12 protein-coding genes are annotated in these 16,277 nt (G+C 54.6%); 4 read left to right on the top strand and 8 right to left on the bottom strand.

Annotation, left to right across the window (positions count from 1 at the left end; translation table 11 throughout):
* Window positions 1-27 precede the first annotated feature (27 nt).
* Both fbp and JGF26_RS17275 read left to right on the top strand, forming a co-directional pair.
* Window positions 28-1,026, top strand: a complete 999-nt coding sequence (gene fbp, locus JGF26_RS17280; protein ID WP_049005180.1) for a class 1 fructose-bisphosphatase — start codon at window positions 28-30, stop codon at window positions 1,024-1,026.
* A 150-nt stretch (window positions 1,027-1,176) separates the two neighbouring features.
* A complete protein-coding gene (locus JGF26_RS17275; protein ID WP_049005179.1) occupies window positions 1,177-1,533 on the top strand; it encodes a LysR family transcriptional regulator in 357 nt (118 codons plus the stop codon).
* On the opposite strand, the gene JGF26_RS17270 is transcribed toward JGF26_RS17275, so the two are convergent.
* The 5 genes from JGF26_RS17270 to ytfQ all read right to left on the bottom strand — a co-directional run bounded on the left by JGF26_RS17270 (window position 1,505) and on the right by ytfQ (window position 7,717).
* Window positions 1,505-3,076: a methyl-accepting chemotaxis protein gene (locus tag JGF26_RS17270; RefSeq protein WP_134708445.1), complete on the bottom strand. Its 1,572-nt coding sequence runs from the start codon at window positions 3,074-3,076 to the stop codon at window positions 1,505-1,507. The genes JGF26_RS17275 and JGF26_RS17270 overlap by 29 nt on opposite strands.
* A gap of 93 nt (window positions 3,077-3,169) precedes the next feature.
* The gene (gene yjfF / locus JGF26_RS17265) at window positions 3,170-4,171 is read right to left on the bottom strand and encodes a galactofuranose ABC transporter, permease protein YjfF (RefSeq protein WP_028016479.1); all 1,002 of its coding nucleotides are present in this window, start codon (window positions 4,169-4,171) and stop codon (window positions 3,170-3,172) included.
* Window positions 4,158-5,183, bottom strand: a complete 1,026-nt coding sequence (gene ytfT, locus JGF26_RS17260) for a galactofuranose ABC transporter, ATP-binding protein YtfT (protein ID WP_028016478.1) — start codon at window positions 5,181-5,183, stop codon at window positions 4,158-4,160. The genes yjfF and ytfT overlap by 14 nt, the downstream gene beginning before the upstream one ends.
* 10 nt (window positions 5,184-5,193) lie before the next feature.
* On the bottom strand, window positions 5,194-6,696 hold the full coding sequence (gene ytfR / locus JGF26_RS17255; RefSeq protein WP_129996829.1) for a galactofuranose ABC transporter, ATP-binding protein YtfR: 1,503 nt from the start codon (window positions 6,694-6,696) through the stop codon (window positions 5,194-5,196).
* Window positions 6,697-6,760: 64 nt separating this feature from the next.
* On the bottom strand, window positions 6,761-7,717 hold the full coding sequence (ytfQ, locus tag JGF26_RS17250; RefSeq protein ID WP_014068659.1) for a galactofuranose ABC transporter substrate-binding protein YtfQ: 957 nt from the start codon (window positions 7,715-7,717) through the stop codon (window positions 6,761-6,763).
* Window positions 7,718-8,025: 308 nt separating this feature from the next.
* Here ytfQ and ppa point away from each other — a divergent pair, with 308 nt between their 5' ends.
* Window positions 8,026-8,556, top strand: a complete 531-nt coding sequence (gene ppa / locus JGF26_RS17245) for an inorganic diphosphatase (RefSeq protein WP_010427397.1) — start codon at window positions 8,026-8,028, stop codon at window positions 8,554-8,556.
* A 212-nt stretch (window positions 8,557-8,768) separates the two neighbouring features.
* Entirely contained in the window at window positions 8,769-10,352 is a 1,584-nt protein-coding gene (locus JGF26_RS17240; protein ID WP_028016476.1) for a methyl-accepting chemotaxis protein, read from the top strand.
* Between the two features lie 43 nt (window positions 10,353-10,395).
* Here JGF26_RS17240 and JGF26_RS17235 read toward each other — a convergent pair whose 3' ends face one another.
* From JGF26_RS17235 to tamA, 3 genes are read right to left on the bottom strand one after another with little or no spacing between them, the layout of a single operon-like run.
* Window positions 10,396-10,740: a gamma-glutamylcyclotransferase gene (locus JGF26_RS17235; RefSeq protein ID WP_014830431.1), complete on the bottom strand. Its 345-nt coding sequence runs from the start codon at window positions 10,738-10,740 to the stop codon at window positions 10,396-10,398.
* A 2-nt stretch (window positions 10,741-10,742) separates the two neighbouring features.
* Window positions 10,743-14,519: an autotransporter assembly complex protein TamB gene (tamB, locus tag JGF26_RS17230; protein ID WP_134708444.1), complete on the bottom strand. Its 3,777-nt coding sequence runs from the start codon at window positions 14,517-14,519 to the stop codon at window positions 10,743-10,745.
* Window positions 14,516-16,249, bottom strand: a complete 1,734-nt coding sequence (gene tamA / locus JGF26_RS17225; RefSeq protein WP_049005175.1) for an autotransporter assembly complex protein TamA — start codon at window positions 16,247-16,249, stop codon at window positions 14,516-14,518. Before tamA ends, tamB begins: the two co-directional genes overlap by 4 nt.
* Between the last annotated feature and the right edge of the window lie 28 nt (window positions 16,250-16,277).

Below are 16,277 nucleotides of genomic sequence, written 5' to 3'. Positions count from 1 at the left end.
TACTCACAAAGATGCAGGGAAAGTGTTATGAAAACGTTAGGTGAATTTATTGTCGAAAAGCAGCACGAGTTTTCTCATGCTACGGGTGAACTCACTGCTTTGCTGTCGGCAATAAAGCTGGGCGCTAAGATCATCCATCGTGATATCAACAAGGCCGGTCTGGTCGATATCCTGGGTGCCAGCGGTGCCGAGAACGTTCAGGGCGAGGTTCAACAGAAACTCGATCTGTTCGCAAATGAAAAACTGAAAGCTGCACTGCGCGCACGCGACATCGTGGCGGGTATCGCCTCCGAAGAAGAAGATGAAATTGTTGTTTTCGACGGGTGTGAACACGCTAAATACGTTGTTCTGATGGATCCGCTGGACGGCTCCTCTAACATCGACGTTAACGTTTCTGTCGGTACCATTTTCTCCATCTACCGCCGCGTCACGCCTGTTGGCACGCCGGTGACCGAAGAAGATTTCCTGCAGCCGGGCATTAATCAGGTTGCTGCCGGTTACGTCGTGTATGGCTCCTCCACCATGCTGGTGTATACCACCGGGTGTGGGGTTCACGCCTTTACGTACGATCCTTCACTGGGCGTTTTCTGTCTGAGCCAGGAACGTATGCGCTTCCCGGAGAAGGGCAACACCTACTCCATCAACGAAGGAAACTACATCCGATTCCCGAACGGCGTGAAGAAGTACATCAAATTCTGCCAGGAAGAAGATAAAGCCACTCAGCGCCCTTACACCTCCCGCTATATCGGCTCTCTGGTCGCGGATTTCCACCGTAACCTGCTGAAAGGCGGTATCTACCTCTACCCAAGCACTGCAAGCCACCCGGACGGGAAACTGCGCCTGCTGTACGAATGCAACCCGATGGCGTTCCTGGCCGAACAGGCTGGCGGCAAGGCGAGCGACGGTAAAGATCGTATTCTGGAAATCGTGCCAGAAAGCCTTCACCAGCGCCGTTCGTTCTTCGTCGGCAACAACCATATGGTTGAAGACGTTGAACGTTTTATTCGTGAGTATCCGGACGCGTAATACCTTTCTTCAGGGGAGCCCATCCGGCTCCCCTGGTCATTTATATATTTAACCGTATAAGTGTTTATAAAAAACACGCTTTAATATTCATCACTGCTCCTGCATTATTTCCATAACAGTTTGGCAAATATTTCGTGGAGCAAAATCGCAATGAAAAATTATTCCCGTGCTAATACCGGCATTGATTTAAATCTTATCCCGGTATTTATTGAAGTTGTCCGCTGCGGCAGCATGGCAAAAGCCTCTTTGCGCCTGGAGATGTCCCGTCCAGCGGTCAGTCTGGCGTTGAAACGCTTTAATCAACTGTTTGATGAGCCGCTATTTTTCCGCAAAGGTTTATATCTTGAGCCGACGGAAAATGCGTTAGCCTTAACCAGCGCACTGGAAATGTTAGTGGGTAATATTCACGATAATATTGCTGAAGTAAATTCAGGGAAGAATAAAACCCCGGCACATCATGCACCGGGGCTGGATAATATTATGCTGCAGTCTGAGCCGACAGCTTGAATGATGACATGGCTTCCATTAGCTGGCGCGACTGCTCCTCAAGGGAGCGAGTCGCGGCGGAGGATTGCTGTACCAGCGCCGCATTCTGCTGCGCAGTCTCATCCATCTGATTCACCGCAATATTCACCTGCTCAATGCCGCGACTCTGCTCCTGGGACGCAGTCGCAATTTCACGCATCAGTTTCGTCATGCGCAGCACTTCGGTTGCGATCTCATCCATGGTTTCGCCAGCCTGCTGGGCCAGTTCACTGCCCTCGCTGACGTGGGTCTGGGAATCACTGATAAGCGCTCGGATCTCTTTCGCTGCATCGGCACTGCGGCTGGCAAGGTTTCGCACTTCGCCCGCGACGACGGCAAACCCGCGTCCTTGCTCACCCGCGCGCGCCGCTTCCACGGAGGCGTTCAACGCGAGGATATTGGTCTGGAAGGCAATACCGTCGATAACACTGAGAATGTCCGCGATACGTGCCGAACTGCCGGAGATATCACGCATTTTTTCAATGACGTAGCAGACCATTTCGCTGCCGTGATCGGCCGTGTCTGACACCGATTTCGCCAGCTGGTGAGCCTGCTCGGCATTATCGGCGTTGAGTTTCACCGTCGCGGTGATCTGTTCCATGCTGGCGGCGGTCTGCTCCAGCGACGTGGCGGTCGATTCCGTACGCTCAGCAAGATCCCTGTTCCCCGCCGTCAGCTCACGGCTGCCGGTATCAATTTGCGAGCTGGCATCACGTACCCGCAGAACCGAGTTCATCAGCGAATGGCGCATCTCTTCGATTGCCGCATTCAGGCGATTAAATTCCTGGCTTGCCGGTGGATTTAGCGTGTGGGTTAAATCGCCTGCTGCCACATTCTCCAGTTGAGCAATAGAGGTCGAGAGCGGTTTGAGCAACATGTGGCGCAGTACCAGCCAGGCCAGCACAATAATGCCCGCCGTCAGCAGAGCCGCCACCACGATCAGGATCAGTACCCGATTTTTGCTGGACTGCACGGCACTCACTTCCGCTTTGCCGCGCGCTTCACTCCATTTCTGGAAGGCCTGCATATCGTTATCAAACCGGGAGGCCACCGGAATCAGCTTGTTTTCCAGTAGGTCGTAATAGCTGTCCGCGCTCTGTTCTTTCAGCGCTTTCAGCATCGGGTTAATCCCCTGCTGGTTGTACGTCGCGAGGCTGGCCGCCACTTTATCAAGCAGTTGTTGGCCTTGCTCATCGGCCACGCCGCCATCGATCACGCCTTTCAGCGTTTTCTGAGCCAGGGTGACTTCCTGATTGATATTTTTTACCGATTTGGCCGCATCATCCAGCATGCCGATTTCCATCATTCGGACAGCCTGACCCGCCTCATTGCGGGCGCGGAGGATCAGCGTATAGCCGGAATTAAGCTGCACCATCTGCTCACCCTGAAGGTGGTTGATGCGCTGTAGTGAAGAAGAACTCTGTGTGAGGGCATAAATGCCAATACCGCTGACAATCAGCAGCAGAAGGGTCATAACGGCCAGTAAAGAGAGCAAGCCGGTACGAATCGATAGCGTTTTAAGCATGATATTATTTCCGGTAGCGAGATATTTCTGGGCATAAAAAAAGAGTATCGGCCGCTACCGGAAAATGTTTAGACTTTAAGCAAATTCAGCGTGTTATCGCTCTGTTACTGATGTGTTTACGCGTGTAACCGTCGAGCTTTGACGATTCTCCCAGAGCACCGTCAGGCCACGCTGCAGGGCGATAAAAATAAACAGCAAAATGCCTATGGCAATCTTGGTCCACCAGGAGCTGAGCGTGCCGTCAAAGTTAATGTAGGTTTGTATCAGGCCCTGGATTGCTACGCCAAACAGCGTTCCCAGCACCGTCCCCACGCCACCACTGAGCAGGGTTCCACCGATCACCACCGAGGCAATGGCATCCAGTTCCACCCCTACACCTGCCAGGGCATAACCCGCCTGGGTATAAACCGAGAAGACAATCCCCGCCAGCGTCGCCAGACCCGTTGAGAGCATATAGATGCGTATAGTTGTACTGCGGGTGGAGATCCCCATCAGGTTTGCCGACGTGGCGTTGCCGCCAATGGCGTAAACCTGATTGCCAAACCGGGTGCGATGCGCAAGGAAAATACCAATCACCACGACGCCGAGCATCAGTAACCCCATCGCGCTCAAACGACCACCGCCGGGTATTTTCCACGCCAGGCTGGAGAGCGTATCGTAAATCGGATGGTTAATCGGAATAGATTCTTCCGACACCAGATAACTCACGCCGCGAAGGAAGAACATCCCGGCGAGGGTAATAATAAAAGCTGGGATTTTCAGCGCATCGATCAGTAGCCCCATAAAGGCACCAAACGCGCACCCCATCACCAGCACCAGCGGGAAAGCCACCAGCGGTGAGATCCCCCAGAAACCGATCGCCTTCGCAAGAAACACGCCGGTGAATGCGATCACCGAACCAACGGAGAGATCGATCCCACCTGAAAGGATCACAAAGGTCATCCCGACGGCGATAATGCCTAAAAAAGCGTTATCGGTCAGGATATTGCAAATCACACGCGTGGAGGCAAACCCCGGGAACTGGGTCAGACAGTAGAGATAACCCAGCACAAACACGCCCAGCGTGATCATTAGCGGCAAATTACGTTTTATCATGGCCACGGATCCCCTTAATGATGCTGACAAAGCGCGGCGACTGGACGATCAGCACACAGAGCACGACCACCGCTTTCACCACCTGGTTGAGTTCCGGCTGGAAACCAGAGAGCAGGATCCCGGTGTTCATCCCCTGAATAATCAGCGCGCCAATCACCGAGAGCAGCAGGTTAAAACGCCCGCCCATCAGCGATCCGCCGCCGATCACCACCGCCAGGATCGCATCCAGCTCCAGCCAGAGTCCTGCGTTGTTGGCATCGGCCCCACGAATATCTGCCGCGACGATCGTCCCGGCAATGGCGGCGCATATGCCGCTCAGCACATAGGTCAGCATCACCATCAACCGGGTATTGACCCCGGCGTTTCGCGCGGCACGAATGTTGATCCCGACGGCCTCGATGAACATGCCCAGTGCCGTTTTGCGGGTAAAGAGCCAGAACACCACCAGCGTCACCAGGGCAATGATCACCGGAGTCGGGAAGAACAGCAGTTTTCCGCTGCCAAGCCACGCCAGGCCCGGAGAGTTAAAGGTGACGATCTGCCCGGATGTGATCAGCTGCGCCACACCGCGCCCGGCGACCATTAAAATCAGGGTGGCGACAAACGGCTGGATCTTGAGGACTGCCACCAGAATACCGTTCCACAGCCCGGCGAGTACGCCAGTGCCTAAGGCGGCAAGCAGCACCACCGGCAGACTGTGCCCGGCCACGGTCATTGAGGCTGCCGTAGCCCCGGCGATAGCCATCACCGCGCCGACGGAGAGGTCAATCCCGCCAGTGGCAATGACCAGCGTCATGCCAATCGCCAGCAGCGCCACCGGCGCCGCACGGTTCAAAATATCGATCGGGCTGCCAAACAGACGGCCATCCTGGACAATAATCTGGAAGAAATGCGGCGCGACAAGGCTGTCAACCAACAGTACCACCAGCAGTGCCGCGATTTGCGGTGTGCCGGTTGGCCAGTTGAAGCGGCGCTTTGACTCCCCTGTTTGCGAAAGCGAACGAGACATCACAATTCACTCCTTACGCCGCGATGGCATTCATGATCGCCGGAACGGACAGTTTATCCAGCGGGATCTCTGCCACCTGTTTACGATCGCGCATGATGATAACGCGATCGGCATACCCCACCAGTTCCTCCAGCTCAGACGAAATGACCAGCAGCGCCAGGCCGTCCGCACACAACGTTTCAATAAGCCGGATGATTTCAGCATGTGCACCGACGTCAATCCCGCGCGTCGGTTCATCGAGGATCAGGAACTGGGGTTTGGTCAGCAGCCAGCGCGACAACAAGACCTTCTGCTGGTTACCCCCTGAAAGGAATTCAATAGGTTGTTCTGCGCTCGGGGTACGAATGCCAAGCTGGCGGATAAAGCGTTCCGCAATGGCGTTTTGCTCTTTGCGTGGGATTGGCCTCAGCCAGCCTCGCTGCGCCTGTAACGCCAGAATGATATTCTCCCGCACCGAGGCGGCGGCAATAATACCGTCCGTTTTTCTGTCTTCCGGACAGAAGCCAACGCCCAGACACGAGGCCTGATGCGGCGATCGCAGCGTTTGCGGTTTGCCTTTGATTAATGCGGTGCCACTGTCTGCTGGCTTAATTCCAAAGATGACTTCGGCGGTTTCTGTTCGTCCAGAGCCTAACAATCCGGCCAGACCGACAATTTCGCCAGGACGAACCTCCAGGTTAAACGGTGAAATAGTCCCTTTTTTGCCGAAATCACTGAAAGCCGCGACGGGTTTTTCACTCAGCAGCGTGCGGCCCGCACGCTGGAGCGCATTGGTCTCCAGCTCGCGCCCGAGCATCATTTTGACCAGTTCAATCTGTGGTAATTCACGGGTTTCCCGACAGCCGACAAAACTGCCGTTACGCAGTACCGTAATACGATCGCTCACTTCATACACCTGGTCGAGGAAATGAGTCACGAAGATCAGGCTCACGCCCTGATCGCGCAGCTGGCGCATCAGGGTAAAGAGCATTTCCACTTCCTGGGTATCGAGACTGGCGGTGGGCTCATCGAGGATCAGTACTTTTGCGGAGAGATCGATAGCGCGACAAATCGCGACGATCTGCTGCATGGCAACGGAAAAGCGGTTCAGCGGCTCGCGAACGTCAAGAGAAAAGCCGTAGGATTCCATCAGCTTTGTCGCCCGCGCCTCCATCTCTTTGCGCCGCAGCAGGCCAAAGCGTCGTGGTTCACGGCCAATAAACAGATTATCCGCCACCGACATGTTCGGCAGCAGGTTCACTTCCTGATAGACCGTCCCGATCCCAAGCTGCTGGGCGTGAGCGGTATTTTTTGGCGAAATGGCATTGCCTTCCAGCCAGATAGTGCCGCGATCGGCATGATAGACGCCAGTCAGGGCTTTAATCAGCGTCGACTTCCCTGCTCCGTTCTCACCCAGCAGCGCCATAATCTCACCGCGCCGCAGGCTGAAATCAACGTTATCCAGCGCTTTTACGCCAGGAAAGTATTTACTCAAGCCCTCTGTGCGGAGGATTTCCTGATGTTGTTCCGAGTTCATATTTACGCCTCCGGCACAAATCGTAGGCCGGGTAAGCGTAGCGCTACCCGGCAATTACACTGGATCAGTAACCCATATTTTTCTTCTTCTCTAACTCTTCTTTTGCTGTGTCAGGAAGGTAGAGTGTGGATTTGGTGATGGTCAGTTTTTCAGGCATCGTGCCGTCTTTCTTGAATTTCTCCAGCGCATCAAATGCCGGACCCGCCATGTTCGGCGTGAGCTCCACGCTGGCGTTCGCTTCACCGTCCATCATCGCCTTGTAGATGTCTGGCACGCCGTCGATTGAGCCGGTGAGGATATCTTTGCCCGGCTTCAGGCCCGCTTCTTTAATGGCCTGAATCGCACCGATCACCATGTCATCGTTGTGGGCGTAAACCATGCAGATGTTCTTGCCGTTGTTTTCAGCCTTGATAAAGCTCTCCATGACCTCTTTGCCTTTACTGCGCGTGAAATCACCGGACTGAGAGCGGATAATCTTGATGTTTGGTGCTTTAGCGATAGCCTCAGCAAACCCTTTCTTACGGTCGATGGCCACGCTCGCGCCAACGGTGCCCTGCAACTCAACGACGTTACACGGCTTGCCATCCACCTGTTTCACCAGCCAGTCACCAATCAACTGTCCTTCAAGAATGTTGTTGGCGGTGACGGTGGTCATATAGAGCGATTTGTCTTTGACATCGATGGAACGATCGAGCAGGAAAACCGGGATCTCAGCGTCTTTCGCTTCCTTCAGGACAGGTTCCCAGCCCGTCGCAACGACAGGCGCAATAAAGATGGCATCAACGCCCTGGGCGATAAACGAACGCACGGCTTTGATTTGGTTTTCCTGCTTTTGCTGACCATCGGCAATTTTCAGGGTGATACCACGTTTCTGGGCCTCGCTTTTTGCAACGTTGGTTTCTGCTGCTCGCCAGCCGGATTCAGAGCCGACTTGCGAAAAACCTACGGTTAAAGGGGCGGCCATCGCCATAGACGACATGGCTGCCGAAACTGCTGTGACCAGGAGTAAGCGCTTCCACATATGAACGTCCTCGTAGGGGGATTATTGTTGGTGAAAAGATGTTCTGCGAAATGACTATAGCCAATGAAATATGTAACGAATTGCGTTACATCACACTTCGGGAAAGTGAATAAAACGTTAATCACAAGTTTGTAATCGCTTTCATTTCGCCATGAAAAATGCAGCTGAGTTTATGGATTTTTCTGTCATGGAATCGGTCTGAAAAGTGGGGTTAGCGGTGAGAGAAGGCGAAAACAGGCGAAGACATTCAGCGCGAGTTGGCTATAATACCTGCCACTTGTTTACCATCCATTTTAAAGGACACCGACATGAGCTTACTCAACGTCCCAGCGGGTAAAGAACTGCCAGAAGATATCTACGTAGTAATCGAAATCCCGGCTAACGCAGATCCTATCAAATACGAAGTGGACAAAGAGAGCGGCGCCCTGTTCGTAGACCGTTTCATGTCTACCGCAATGTTCTATCCGTGCAACTACGGTTACATCAACCACACCCTGTCTCTGGACGGTGACCCGGTTGACGTACTGGTCCCAACGCCATACCCACTGGAGCCAGGCTCCGTCATTCGCTGCCGTCCAGTTGGCGTGCTGAAAATGACCGACGAATCCGGTGAAGATGCGAAGCTGGTTGCGGTACCGCACACCAAGCTGAGCAAAGAATACGATCACATCAAAGATGTGAACGACCTGCCAGAGCTGCTGAAAGCGCAGATCACTCACTTCTTCGAGCACTACAAAGACCTCGAAAAAGGCAAGTGGGTTAAAGTTGACGGCTGGGACAACGCAGAAGCGGCGAAAGCAGAAATCATCGCCTCTTTCGAACGCGCTGCTAAGAAGTAATTCTTACTGCTGATATTAAGGCCCCGCAAGTCGGGGCTTTTTTGTCTCTCTGAACTGTCACAAAAACGTCATAAAGAGATTTTGTCTCATAATATTAATTAGATATCGCTTTTTACCTGCCTTATCCCCACTTTTCTTCTTAAAGTCTCCCTGCCGACGGTCGATACCTCCCGTGATATGAGCGCAATCGCTTTTTCATATAACAGGAAATCATGAAACTCAACACACTCACAATTGGGCAGCGACTGGGCCTTTTGGCGTCACTTCTGCTGCTTGCAACACTTTTTATTGGTCTGCGTGGCCTGTTGATCAACAGCGACAGCCAGGCGCAGAACGAACAGATTATGGCGATGGAGCAAACCATTACCAGCAGCATAGATACTGCACGCAATGCTCAGGTGCAATTCAAGATCCAGGTCCAGGAGTGGAAAAACACCCTGATTCGTGGCGCGCAGGGGCAAGAAGCATTCGATAAATACAAAAAGGCCTTTGTCGCAGAAAGTCAGAACACGCAGACACTGCTGACCCGGCTAAGTGAGCTTCTGCCGAAAATTGGCATGGATAATCAACAAGTGCTGGCAACGCGCGACATCCACGCCAGCCTCGAACAGAAATACCTGGCGGCACTGGCTACCTACCAGGTGGGAGATCCCACCAGCGCCCAGCGCGTGGACAAGCAGGTTACAGGGATTGACCGCGAGCCGACAAAAATGATCGACAACGTCGTGGCCCGTACATTGCAGCATGCCGAGACTATTCACCAGCAGACCATCGCCCGCAATCAGGAGCAGTATCAGAAGACAAAATGGATGCTGGTGCTGGCAATGGCCCTCACGCTGGCGGCCGGGATGCTAGTTACCTGGTGGCTGATTCGCAGCATTACTCTTCCGCTGGCACAAGCCGTCACGATAGCGCGTACCGTAGCCGCCGGTGATTTGCAGTCCCGCTTTACCGTGGCCGGTCGAGATGAAACGGCTGAGCTCATGCGCGCTCTGCAGGAGATGAATGAAAACCTCACGCGTATTGTCTCTGGAGTACGTAAGGGTACCGAAACCATCGCCACCGCATCAGCGCAGATTGCCAGCGGTAGTCATGAGCTTTCTTCCCGCAACGAAGCGCAGGCCAGTGCACTGGAACAGACTGCAGCATCCATGGAGGAGCTGACATCGGTCGTGAAAAGCAACGCAGAACATTCACGCACTGCCAGCGATCTTGCCCGTAATGCCCGTCAGGTAGCCCGCCAGGGCGAAGAGGCCGTTGAACGTGCGATGCACACCATGAGTGAAATTCATAATTTCTCCAGCGAGATCAACTCCATCATCAGCATGATCGACAGTATCGCCTTCCAGACCAATATCCTGGCACTTAACGCTGCTGTTGAAGCGGCGCGCGCGGGAACTGAAGGCCGCGGTTTTGCCGTCGTTGCAGCAGAAGTGCGCGCCCTGGCGCAACGTTCAGCCGCCGCCGCCAAAGATATCCGCGTTCTGATCGACCGCTCCGTTAACCGCATTGACGAGGGGAATGGCCAGGTGCAGCAAGCCGGCGCAGCGATGGCGGATATTCTGCACAGCGTCAGTAAGGTGAGTGAACTGATTGAGGCAATTTCTCATGCCAGCCACGAACAAAGTACCGGGATCGATCAGGTCAACGTGGCCGTCACGCATATGGATACGGCAACACAGCAAAATGCGACCTTGTCGCAAGAATCTTCCGCCGCGGCGCAGGCAATGCATCGCCAGGCGGAACAGCTTCTGGAATCGGTGCAGATATTCAAGCTGCGTCGGGAAGCCGTTTAGCCCATAAAAAACAACGCCACCTTTCGGTGGCGTTGTTTTTTTTTCAGTACTGGTCTCTGTCTAACCAGTTACCGCTTACAATCCGCGTTAACCCTTCGACCGGACGCTGGTAGACATACATCCACGCGCTTCCGTACGGTGTCTGGATCAACTGGCGCGCGTATTCACCGCCCCTGGTGCGCAAGGCATCAAGTTCGGCAAGTGTCGCGTTATCAATACGATAGACTTCACCCTGTACTGTTCCTTCGCCGGGAACCGCGCCTGGATAGTGGCCCAGGCTGTACAACTGGTAGTTCTCGATATTGTAATTCCCCAGCAGCAGGGCATTAGTCATCCAGTGACTGTTGCCTTGCTTGGTTCGTAAACTGCCGTAGACAAATATTCGCATTGCTAAAACTCAAACTGATAGAGCAGATCAAGTGCCTGGTCTACGCCGGACACTGCTTCCAGATATAGCTTAGGCATCAGGCGATAGCGTAACGTGAGTGTTGCCAGTGAGTCAAAGATCCCCACACCATATTTTACCTGCAGACCCGGCAGTACATAGCCGCTGACCACCACCTGCGAGGTGTCACCCACGCCCTGGGTGTCCAGCGCCAGATTGCTTACGCCGAACGTCTCGCCGATTTTACCCACAACCTGCCCACTTTGTGCAACCCCCAGACCCACTAACATCGAGGTCATCGCCGCACTGTCGCTCTGACCGCTGTCCAGACCTTGTCCACGCAGCAGGTAAGAGAGGGCCTCCTGTTGCGGCATCGCCGGGTCAGAGAAGATCTCCGCCTTCGGTTCGTCGGCGGAACCGGTGACGCGTACACCAGCAATAACGTTGTTTTCCGTTGCCTCCGGGTTACGAATCGCTTCGATGTTCAACAGAGGCTGATCCGGTGGACCAGAGAACAGCAGCTCGCCTTTGCGGACAATCAGATCCTGACCATAGGCGTGGAAGCGCCCTTCAGGAATATTAATCTGCCCGTTCAGGCCAAGCCCTTGTTTATCCTGCGCCACCTTCAGATCACCCGTGAGCCTTGCCTTCAGCCCAAACGCATCCAACCGCACGTTATTCCCCACGTGCACGATAAGGTTACTATTAATCGGTATGCCAGCGCTCTTCTGTTCGACAGGTTTCAGATTTTCATTGAGCATAACTTCATCACTTGAAACACCCACCGCACTTTCAGGCACGTCGTGAACCACAATGCGTGCCCATGGCACATCGACGCGTCCGTCGAGCGTGAAGAGGCTTGGCGTGGCTTCAAAGACCACATCAGGTGAGACATCCAGGCGAACCATTGGCGGTACGGTGATACGCACTCGGCTGCCTTTTGCGGCAATACGGGCGCGCCAGTTATTGAGCTGGCTCCAGTCTGCGTCGCCGCTCAGGTTGATCTGCCCTTGTTGAGTCAACACCGAGCCGCTAATCGTTGAACTCATGCCGTTGAAATTCATCGAGATTTGGCTAGGCTGCATATCAAATGGCATGAAGTTACCGTCGATATCCACACCGCTGAGCCGCATCTGACCGAACAGCTGCGGGCTTTGCGCGTTTCCAGCCAGACGCAAATTGGCATTCAGCATGCCTGCCGCTTTTTCCCCGCGGTCGAAAATCGGGTTCACCATCGCCAGGTTGAAGTTACGGATATTGACGTTGCCGCCAAGATTACGCCGTCCTTGCGGATCGGAAATCTGCACTTGTCCATCAAACTGACCGTTGTTGGTCAGACGGATAAGCCATCCCAGCTCTGCACGGTTATTATGTAGATCCGCACTCAGGTTCAGGGTGTCAAAGGCTACCGGCAGCGGCGCATCATTCACCTGTTGCGTCACCTTCACGTTACGACCCGAAAGCGTGACGCTACCCTGTGGCAGCCCTTCTTTAGTGGTGTCCCAGGCGACATCGGCCTTCCCGCTAAAGACGCCGCTGGCCTGCGTGGTATCTGGCATAAACGGCTTCAGCATCGCCAGGTCAAAGCGATTGAGGTTGATCTGCGCGCGCCCTTCCGCCCCTGCATCAATGGTCTGAGGTATACACAGCTCAGCATTTGGGTTGGTCCAGCAGTGTGGTCCGATGCTGATCTTTTGTTCCGCGTTACGGTAGTCCAGCGCAATAGAGCGTGACAACGCCAACGGCCCGACCGGTGTGTTGAAGCGAGTGTTATCAAGCAGACCTTTCCAGCGTTCCTCTTTACGATCAAAGCTTCCTGTCAGGTGAAGCTGCCCGGAGACCGGCTCACCCTGCACACGCAGCTGGAGGTCGTGCTGCTTTTCGTTGCCTTTCGCTTCCAGCGTCACCAGATTAATGTTCACGTCCGGCTGAGCAATGCGCTCCACGCGCAGGTTCAGGTTACCGCCGATCTGATCGGTGGATTTCACATCCCCTTCAACGCGAACGCGGGCGACAGTCAGCTCCTGCCAGCGCAGGTTATTGGCCGTGATATCCGCCAGAAGTTGGGGGGCGTCTACCGTCCCGCGCACTTTCACTAACCCTTTCGCCGTGCCACCCAGGCCCGGCAGAGCATTATCCAGATTCGGCGCGTCGATAGTGGCATCCAGATTGAGATCTTTCACCCCCAGCTCGCCTTTGATATCCGCCGTGTTGCGGCCCAGCGCTACGTGCAGACCCGGGATCGTCCACTGCAGGTAGCTGTTACCTTTGACCGAGCCCTCAACGTTAACCTTGTTCTGCTTCACGTTCCCGGTGAGTTTGATTTCCGGCACGTCCATCTGCCACGTGCCGCCGTACAGGCTGCCGCGGGTTTTGATCAGACCATCCAGTTTTGACGGCCAGTCCGGCACCTCTTTGGCGGTGTTAATACCCGTCAGCTTCAGCTCACCGCGCCAGCTGATCGCCTGCTGCCAGTCGAGCAGCGCGGTCAGCTCGGTTTTGCCTTCCAGTGCCGCAACGGTCAGTTTGTCGAGATTAACCTGCTGTTCATTGCCTTTTGCATCCAGCGTGATATTGGCGGGCGGCACGCCCTGCCCCTTCACCGCGGTACGGAATGAGAGCGTGTAATCGGTCATCTTGCCGCTCAGCTTCAGCTTCAGGTCATCGGCCTGGAACTGTTTTTCGCCGGTGAACGGCCAGTAAAGCTGTTTACTGACCATTTCAACATTGAGCGGTAAACCCGCTTCTGCCAGTTGAGTTTGCGCCCGCAGGACCATATCTACCGGGCCGGAGAGATTTACCCCGACGTCCAGTTTGTCGCGTAGCGCACCGCCCACTTTGACCTTCACTTTTTCGCCTTTCAGCGGGTCAATATTCAGGGCGCTGTTAAGTGTGATGTCCACCGGCCAGTTGTCGCGCAGCAGGGCATTGCCAGAGGCATTCACCGAGCCCTGGTTGGTGTCGATATCCAGCGCGTCGAGCTTCATATTGCCGTCAATACTGCTGACTTTAAGCAGCATGTTATAGACCGTCAGATCGGTATCGCCGGTCAGGCGCAGCTGCTCACCTTTGAACTCCTCAATGTTGAGATTCAGCGGCAGATGAACATCGGTCATTTCCGGCAGGACGGGCTTCGAGAAGAGGTCTTTCAGCGTTTCACCCAGCGGCTTCTCTTCCGGCTGCGGGTTCTGGATCTTCGGCTCGACGATCTCTTCCTGCGCCACGTCGGCCACTTTCGGCAGCGCGATCAGTAATCCCTGCAGGGACGTCGGCGTCAGGGTGAGGTTTTTCTCCTGCCAGCGCAGGCCGGAGGTGAAATCCATCACGGAGACGGTGGTGTCGTCGATTTTGATATTGACGTTATCAAGCGCCACCCGATAGAGCGCGATCGGATACGGCGTGGAGAGATTCAGCGGGCCGCTGTCTTCTTCCTCGACCGGCGCAGACTTCGGCATTTTCTTTGAATCTATCGCCACGTTAACATCTTTTAGCGACAGATCGTTGACGCACAGCTTGCTGTCCCGCAGACAGCCCAGCTTCACCGCAAGATGGAACTCCCCGGCGTTTACGGCCACACCAGGTTGCTCATAGCGAATGTTCTTCAGACGCAGATCGCGCCAGCCGCCCGTCACCTGACCAATTTCAAGTCCCGGCACCCAGCGGTTAGCGGCGTTAAACAGCAGGTGCAGCCCGGTCGTCGTTCCCACCAGAAACGCCACCGTACCGAGCAGCAGTACGATAAAAATCAGCACCCCGAGGCTTATCTTCTTCCATAAACTCATAATTCAGGCCCCAGACCGATGTAAAACTGTAAACCATGCTCTTCTTTGTCGCCCACCGGAACGGCGAAATCGAGCTTGATGGGCCCGACGGGTGACTGCCAGCGCACACCCACGCCCGCGCCGGTTTTAAAATCACTGCGGCGGATGTCGCTCACCGCTTCGCCACTGTCGACAAACATCGCCCCCCACCATTTACCGCTGACGTTGTACTGATACTCCAGCGAGCCGGTGGCCAGTTTCGACGCACCGATCAGCTTGCCGCTGTCATCTTTTGGCGCAATGGATTTGTATTTATAGCCGCGAATGCTGCGGTCGCCACCGGCGAAGAAGCGCAGATCCGGCGGGACTTTGTCGAAGTCGCCGGTTTCAATCCAGCCGAGGTTGCCGCGCATCACAAAGCGGTGTTTGTCATACAACGTACGGATCCAGACGTTTTGTGCCTGAATCACCGAGAAGTCGACATCGGAACCCCACATAGTGTTGGAGTAATCAATGGAATAACGCTGGGAATCGCCCCAGTCAGGCATCAGGCCGCCGCGTGAGCGGGTACGGCTGATCATCACCCCCGGATAGAGCAACATCGTGGTGTTGGTGACGTTGGCCTGCGTAAAGTGGTCCAGACTCCAGCGCAGGTTAATGGCACGCTGCCAGCCGCTGGAGAGATCCCAGTAGCGTGACAGAGCAAGGGTGGTGGAATCGGACTTAGTATCGTTCAGGTCGGTACGCTTAAAGCCCCCCTGAACCAGGTAATATTGCTCCAGCGGGTTTTTCAGCAAGGGCATTTTATAGCTGAAATCGAGCTGCTGTTCCGGGGCGGAGATACTCGCGCTGGTCGTCAGGCTGTGGCCGTACGAGTTCATCCACGGCTTTTTCCATGTGGCCTTCACGCGCGGGCCGACATCCGTCGAATAACCCACACCGGTCTCAATGGTGTTCTCGATCCGTGGCGAGACGACGCCATGCAGTGGCAACACTTTGGTTTTGCGCGACTTATCAAATTCCGGCGCGACAACCACGGAATTAAACCATCCGGTGGCTGAAAGGCGACGGTTCAGTTCCGCCAGATCGCTTGACTGGTAGTAATCCCCTTTTTTGAAGGGCACGAGATTTTGCAGATATTCTTCACGGATTTGCGATCCTTCAAAGGTTACATCGCCAAAACGATAGCGCTCCCCACTGTCGTAATCGATATCCCAGAAGGCCTGATGTCTGTCCAGCGCAATACCAAGCTGACTTTTGTTGAACTGGCTGTCAAAGTAGCCCTTACGCAGGGAAACGCTCGTCAGCTCTTTTTTGAAATGGTCGTAATCACCGTGATTAAGTACCGTGCCGATTTTCGGCCGCGTACTGAGCAGATCCAGATAATCCCGGTCTGTGCGCGCTCCACCGCGCAGGATGACGTTTGTGCCGCCAATCAGTACCGGCTCACCCGGCGAGACGCGGGCAATAAGCACCTGGCGCCCCTTCTTTGGCGGCGGGCGTAGGTCAAAATCAATGGTAGGTTCGTAATAACCCAGCGCTTTTAGCCCTTCGCGGATCGCGTCATCTACGCGCGCGCGAAAACGGCGGTCCGGCGTCACCTCATCACTCTGGATGGTCGACAACTGCGCACGCACGTTTTTTTCCAGCGCCCCGGACAACCCCTCAACCTGCAAACGAACGTTCGCCGCACTGGCAATCCCGCTTGTTAGTAGCAAACTGACCAAACATAACTGGCGGATTTTTATCACGTTTTCTCCTGAATATCCCTGTTTCCAC

The organism is Enterobacter sp. E1 (assembly GCF_016809815.1).
Taxonomy (GTDB): domain Bacteria; phylum Pseudomonadota; class Gammaproteobacteria; order Enterobacterales; family Enterobacteriaceae; genus Enterobacter; species Enterobacter adelaidei.
Note: the sequence above shows the minus strand (reverse complement) of the source record. Positions and strands in the feature narration are given on the sequence as shown.

What these genes read in the sequence shown, in the direction of transcription:
- fbp (WP_049005180.1), top strand. Translation starts at nt 28, where the DNA reads ATGAAAACGTTAGGTGAATTTATTGTCGAAAAGCAGCACGAGTTTTCT.
- JGF26_RS17275 (WP_049005179.1), top strand. Translation starts at nt 1,177, where the DNA reads ATGAAAAATTATTCCCGTGCTAATACCGGCATTGATTTAAATCTTATC.
- JGF26_RS17270 (WP_134708445.1), bottom strand. Translation starts at nt 3,076, where the DNA reads ATGCTTAAAACGCTATCGATTCGTACCGGCTTGCTCTCTTTACTGGCC.
- yjfF (WP_028016479.1), bottom strand. Translation starts at nt 4,171, where the DNA reads ATGATAAAACGTAATTTGCCGCTAATGATCACGCTGGGCGTGTTTGTG.
- ytfR (WP_129996829.1), bottom strand. Translation starts at nt 6,696, where the DNA reads ATGAACTCGGAACAACATCAGGAAATCCTCCGCACAGAGGGCTTGAGT.
- ytfQ (WP_014068659.1), bottom strand. Translation starts at nt 7,717, where the DNA reads ATGTGGAAGCGCTTACTCCTGGTCACAGCAGTTTCGGCAGCCATGTCG.
- ppa (WP_010427397.1), top strand. Translation starts at nt 8,026, where the DNA reads ATGAGCTTACTCAACGTCCCAGCGGGTAAAGAACTGCCAGAAGATATC.
- JGF26_RS17240 (WP_028016476.1), top strand. Translation starts at nt 8,769, where the DNA reads ATGAAACTCAACACACTCACAATTGGGCAGCGACTGGGCCTTTTGGCG.
- JGF26_RS17235 (WP_014830431.1), bottom strand. Translation starts at nt 10,740, where the DNA reads ATGCGAATATTTGTCTACGGCAGTTTACGAACCAAGCAAGGCAACAGT.
- tamB (WP_134708444.1), bottom strand. Translation starts at nt 14,519, where the DNA reads ATGAGTTTATGGAAGAAGATAAGCCTCGGGGTGCTGATTTTTATCGTA.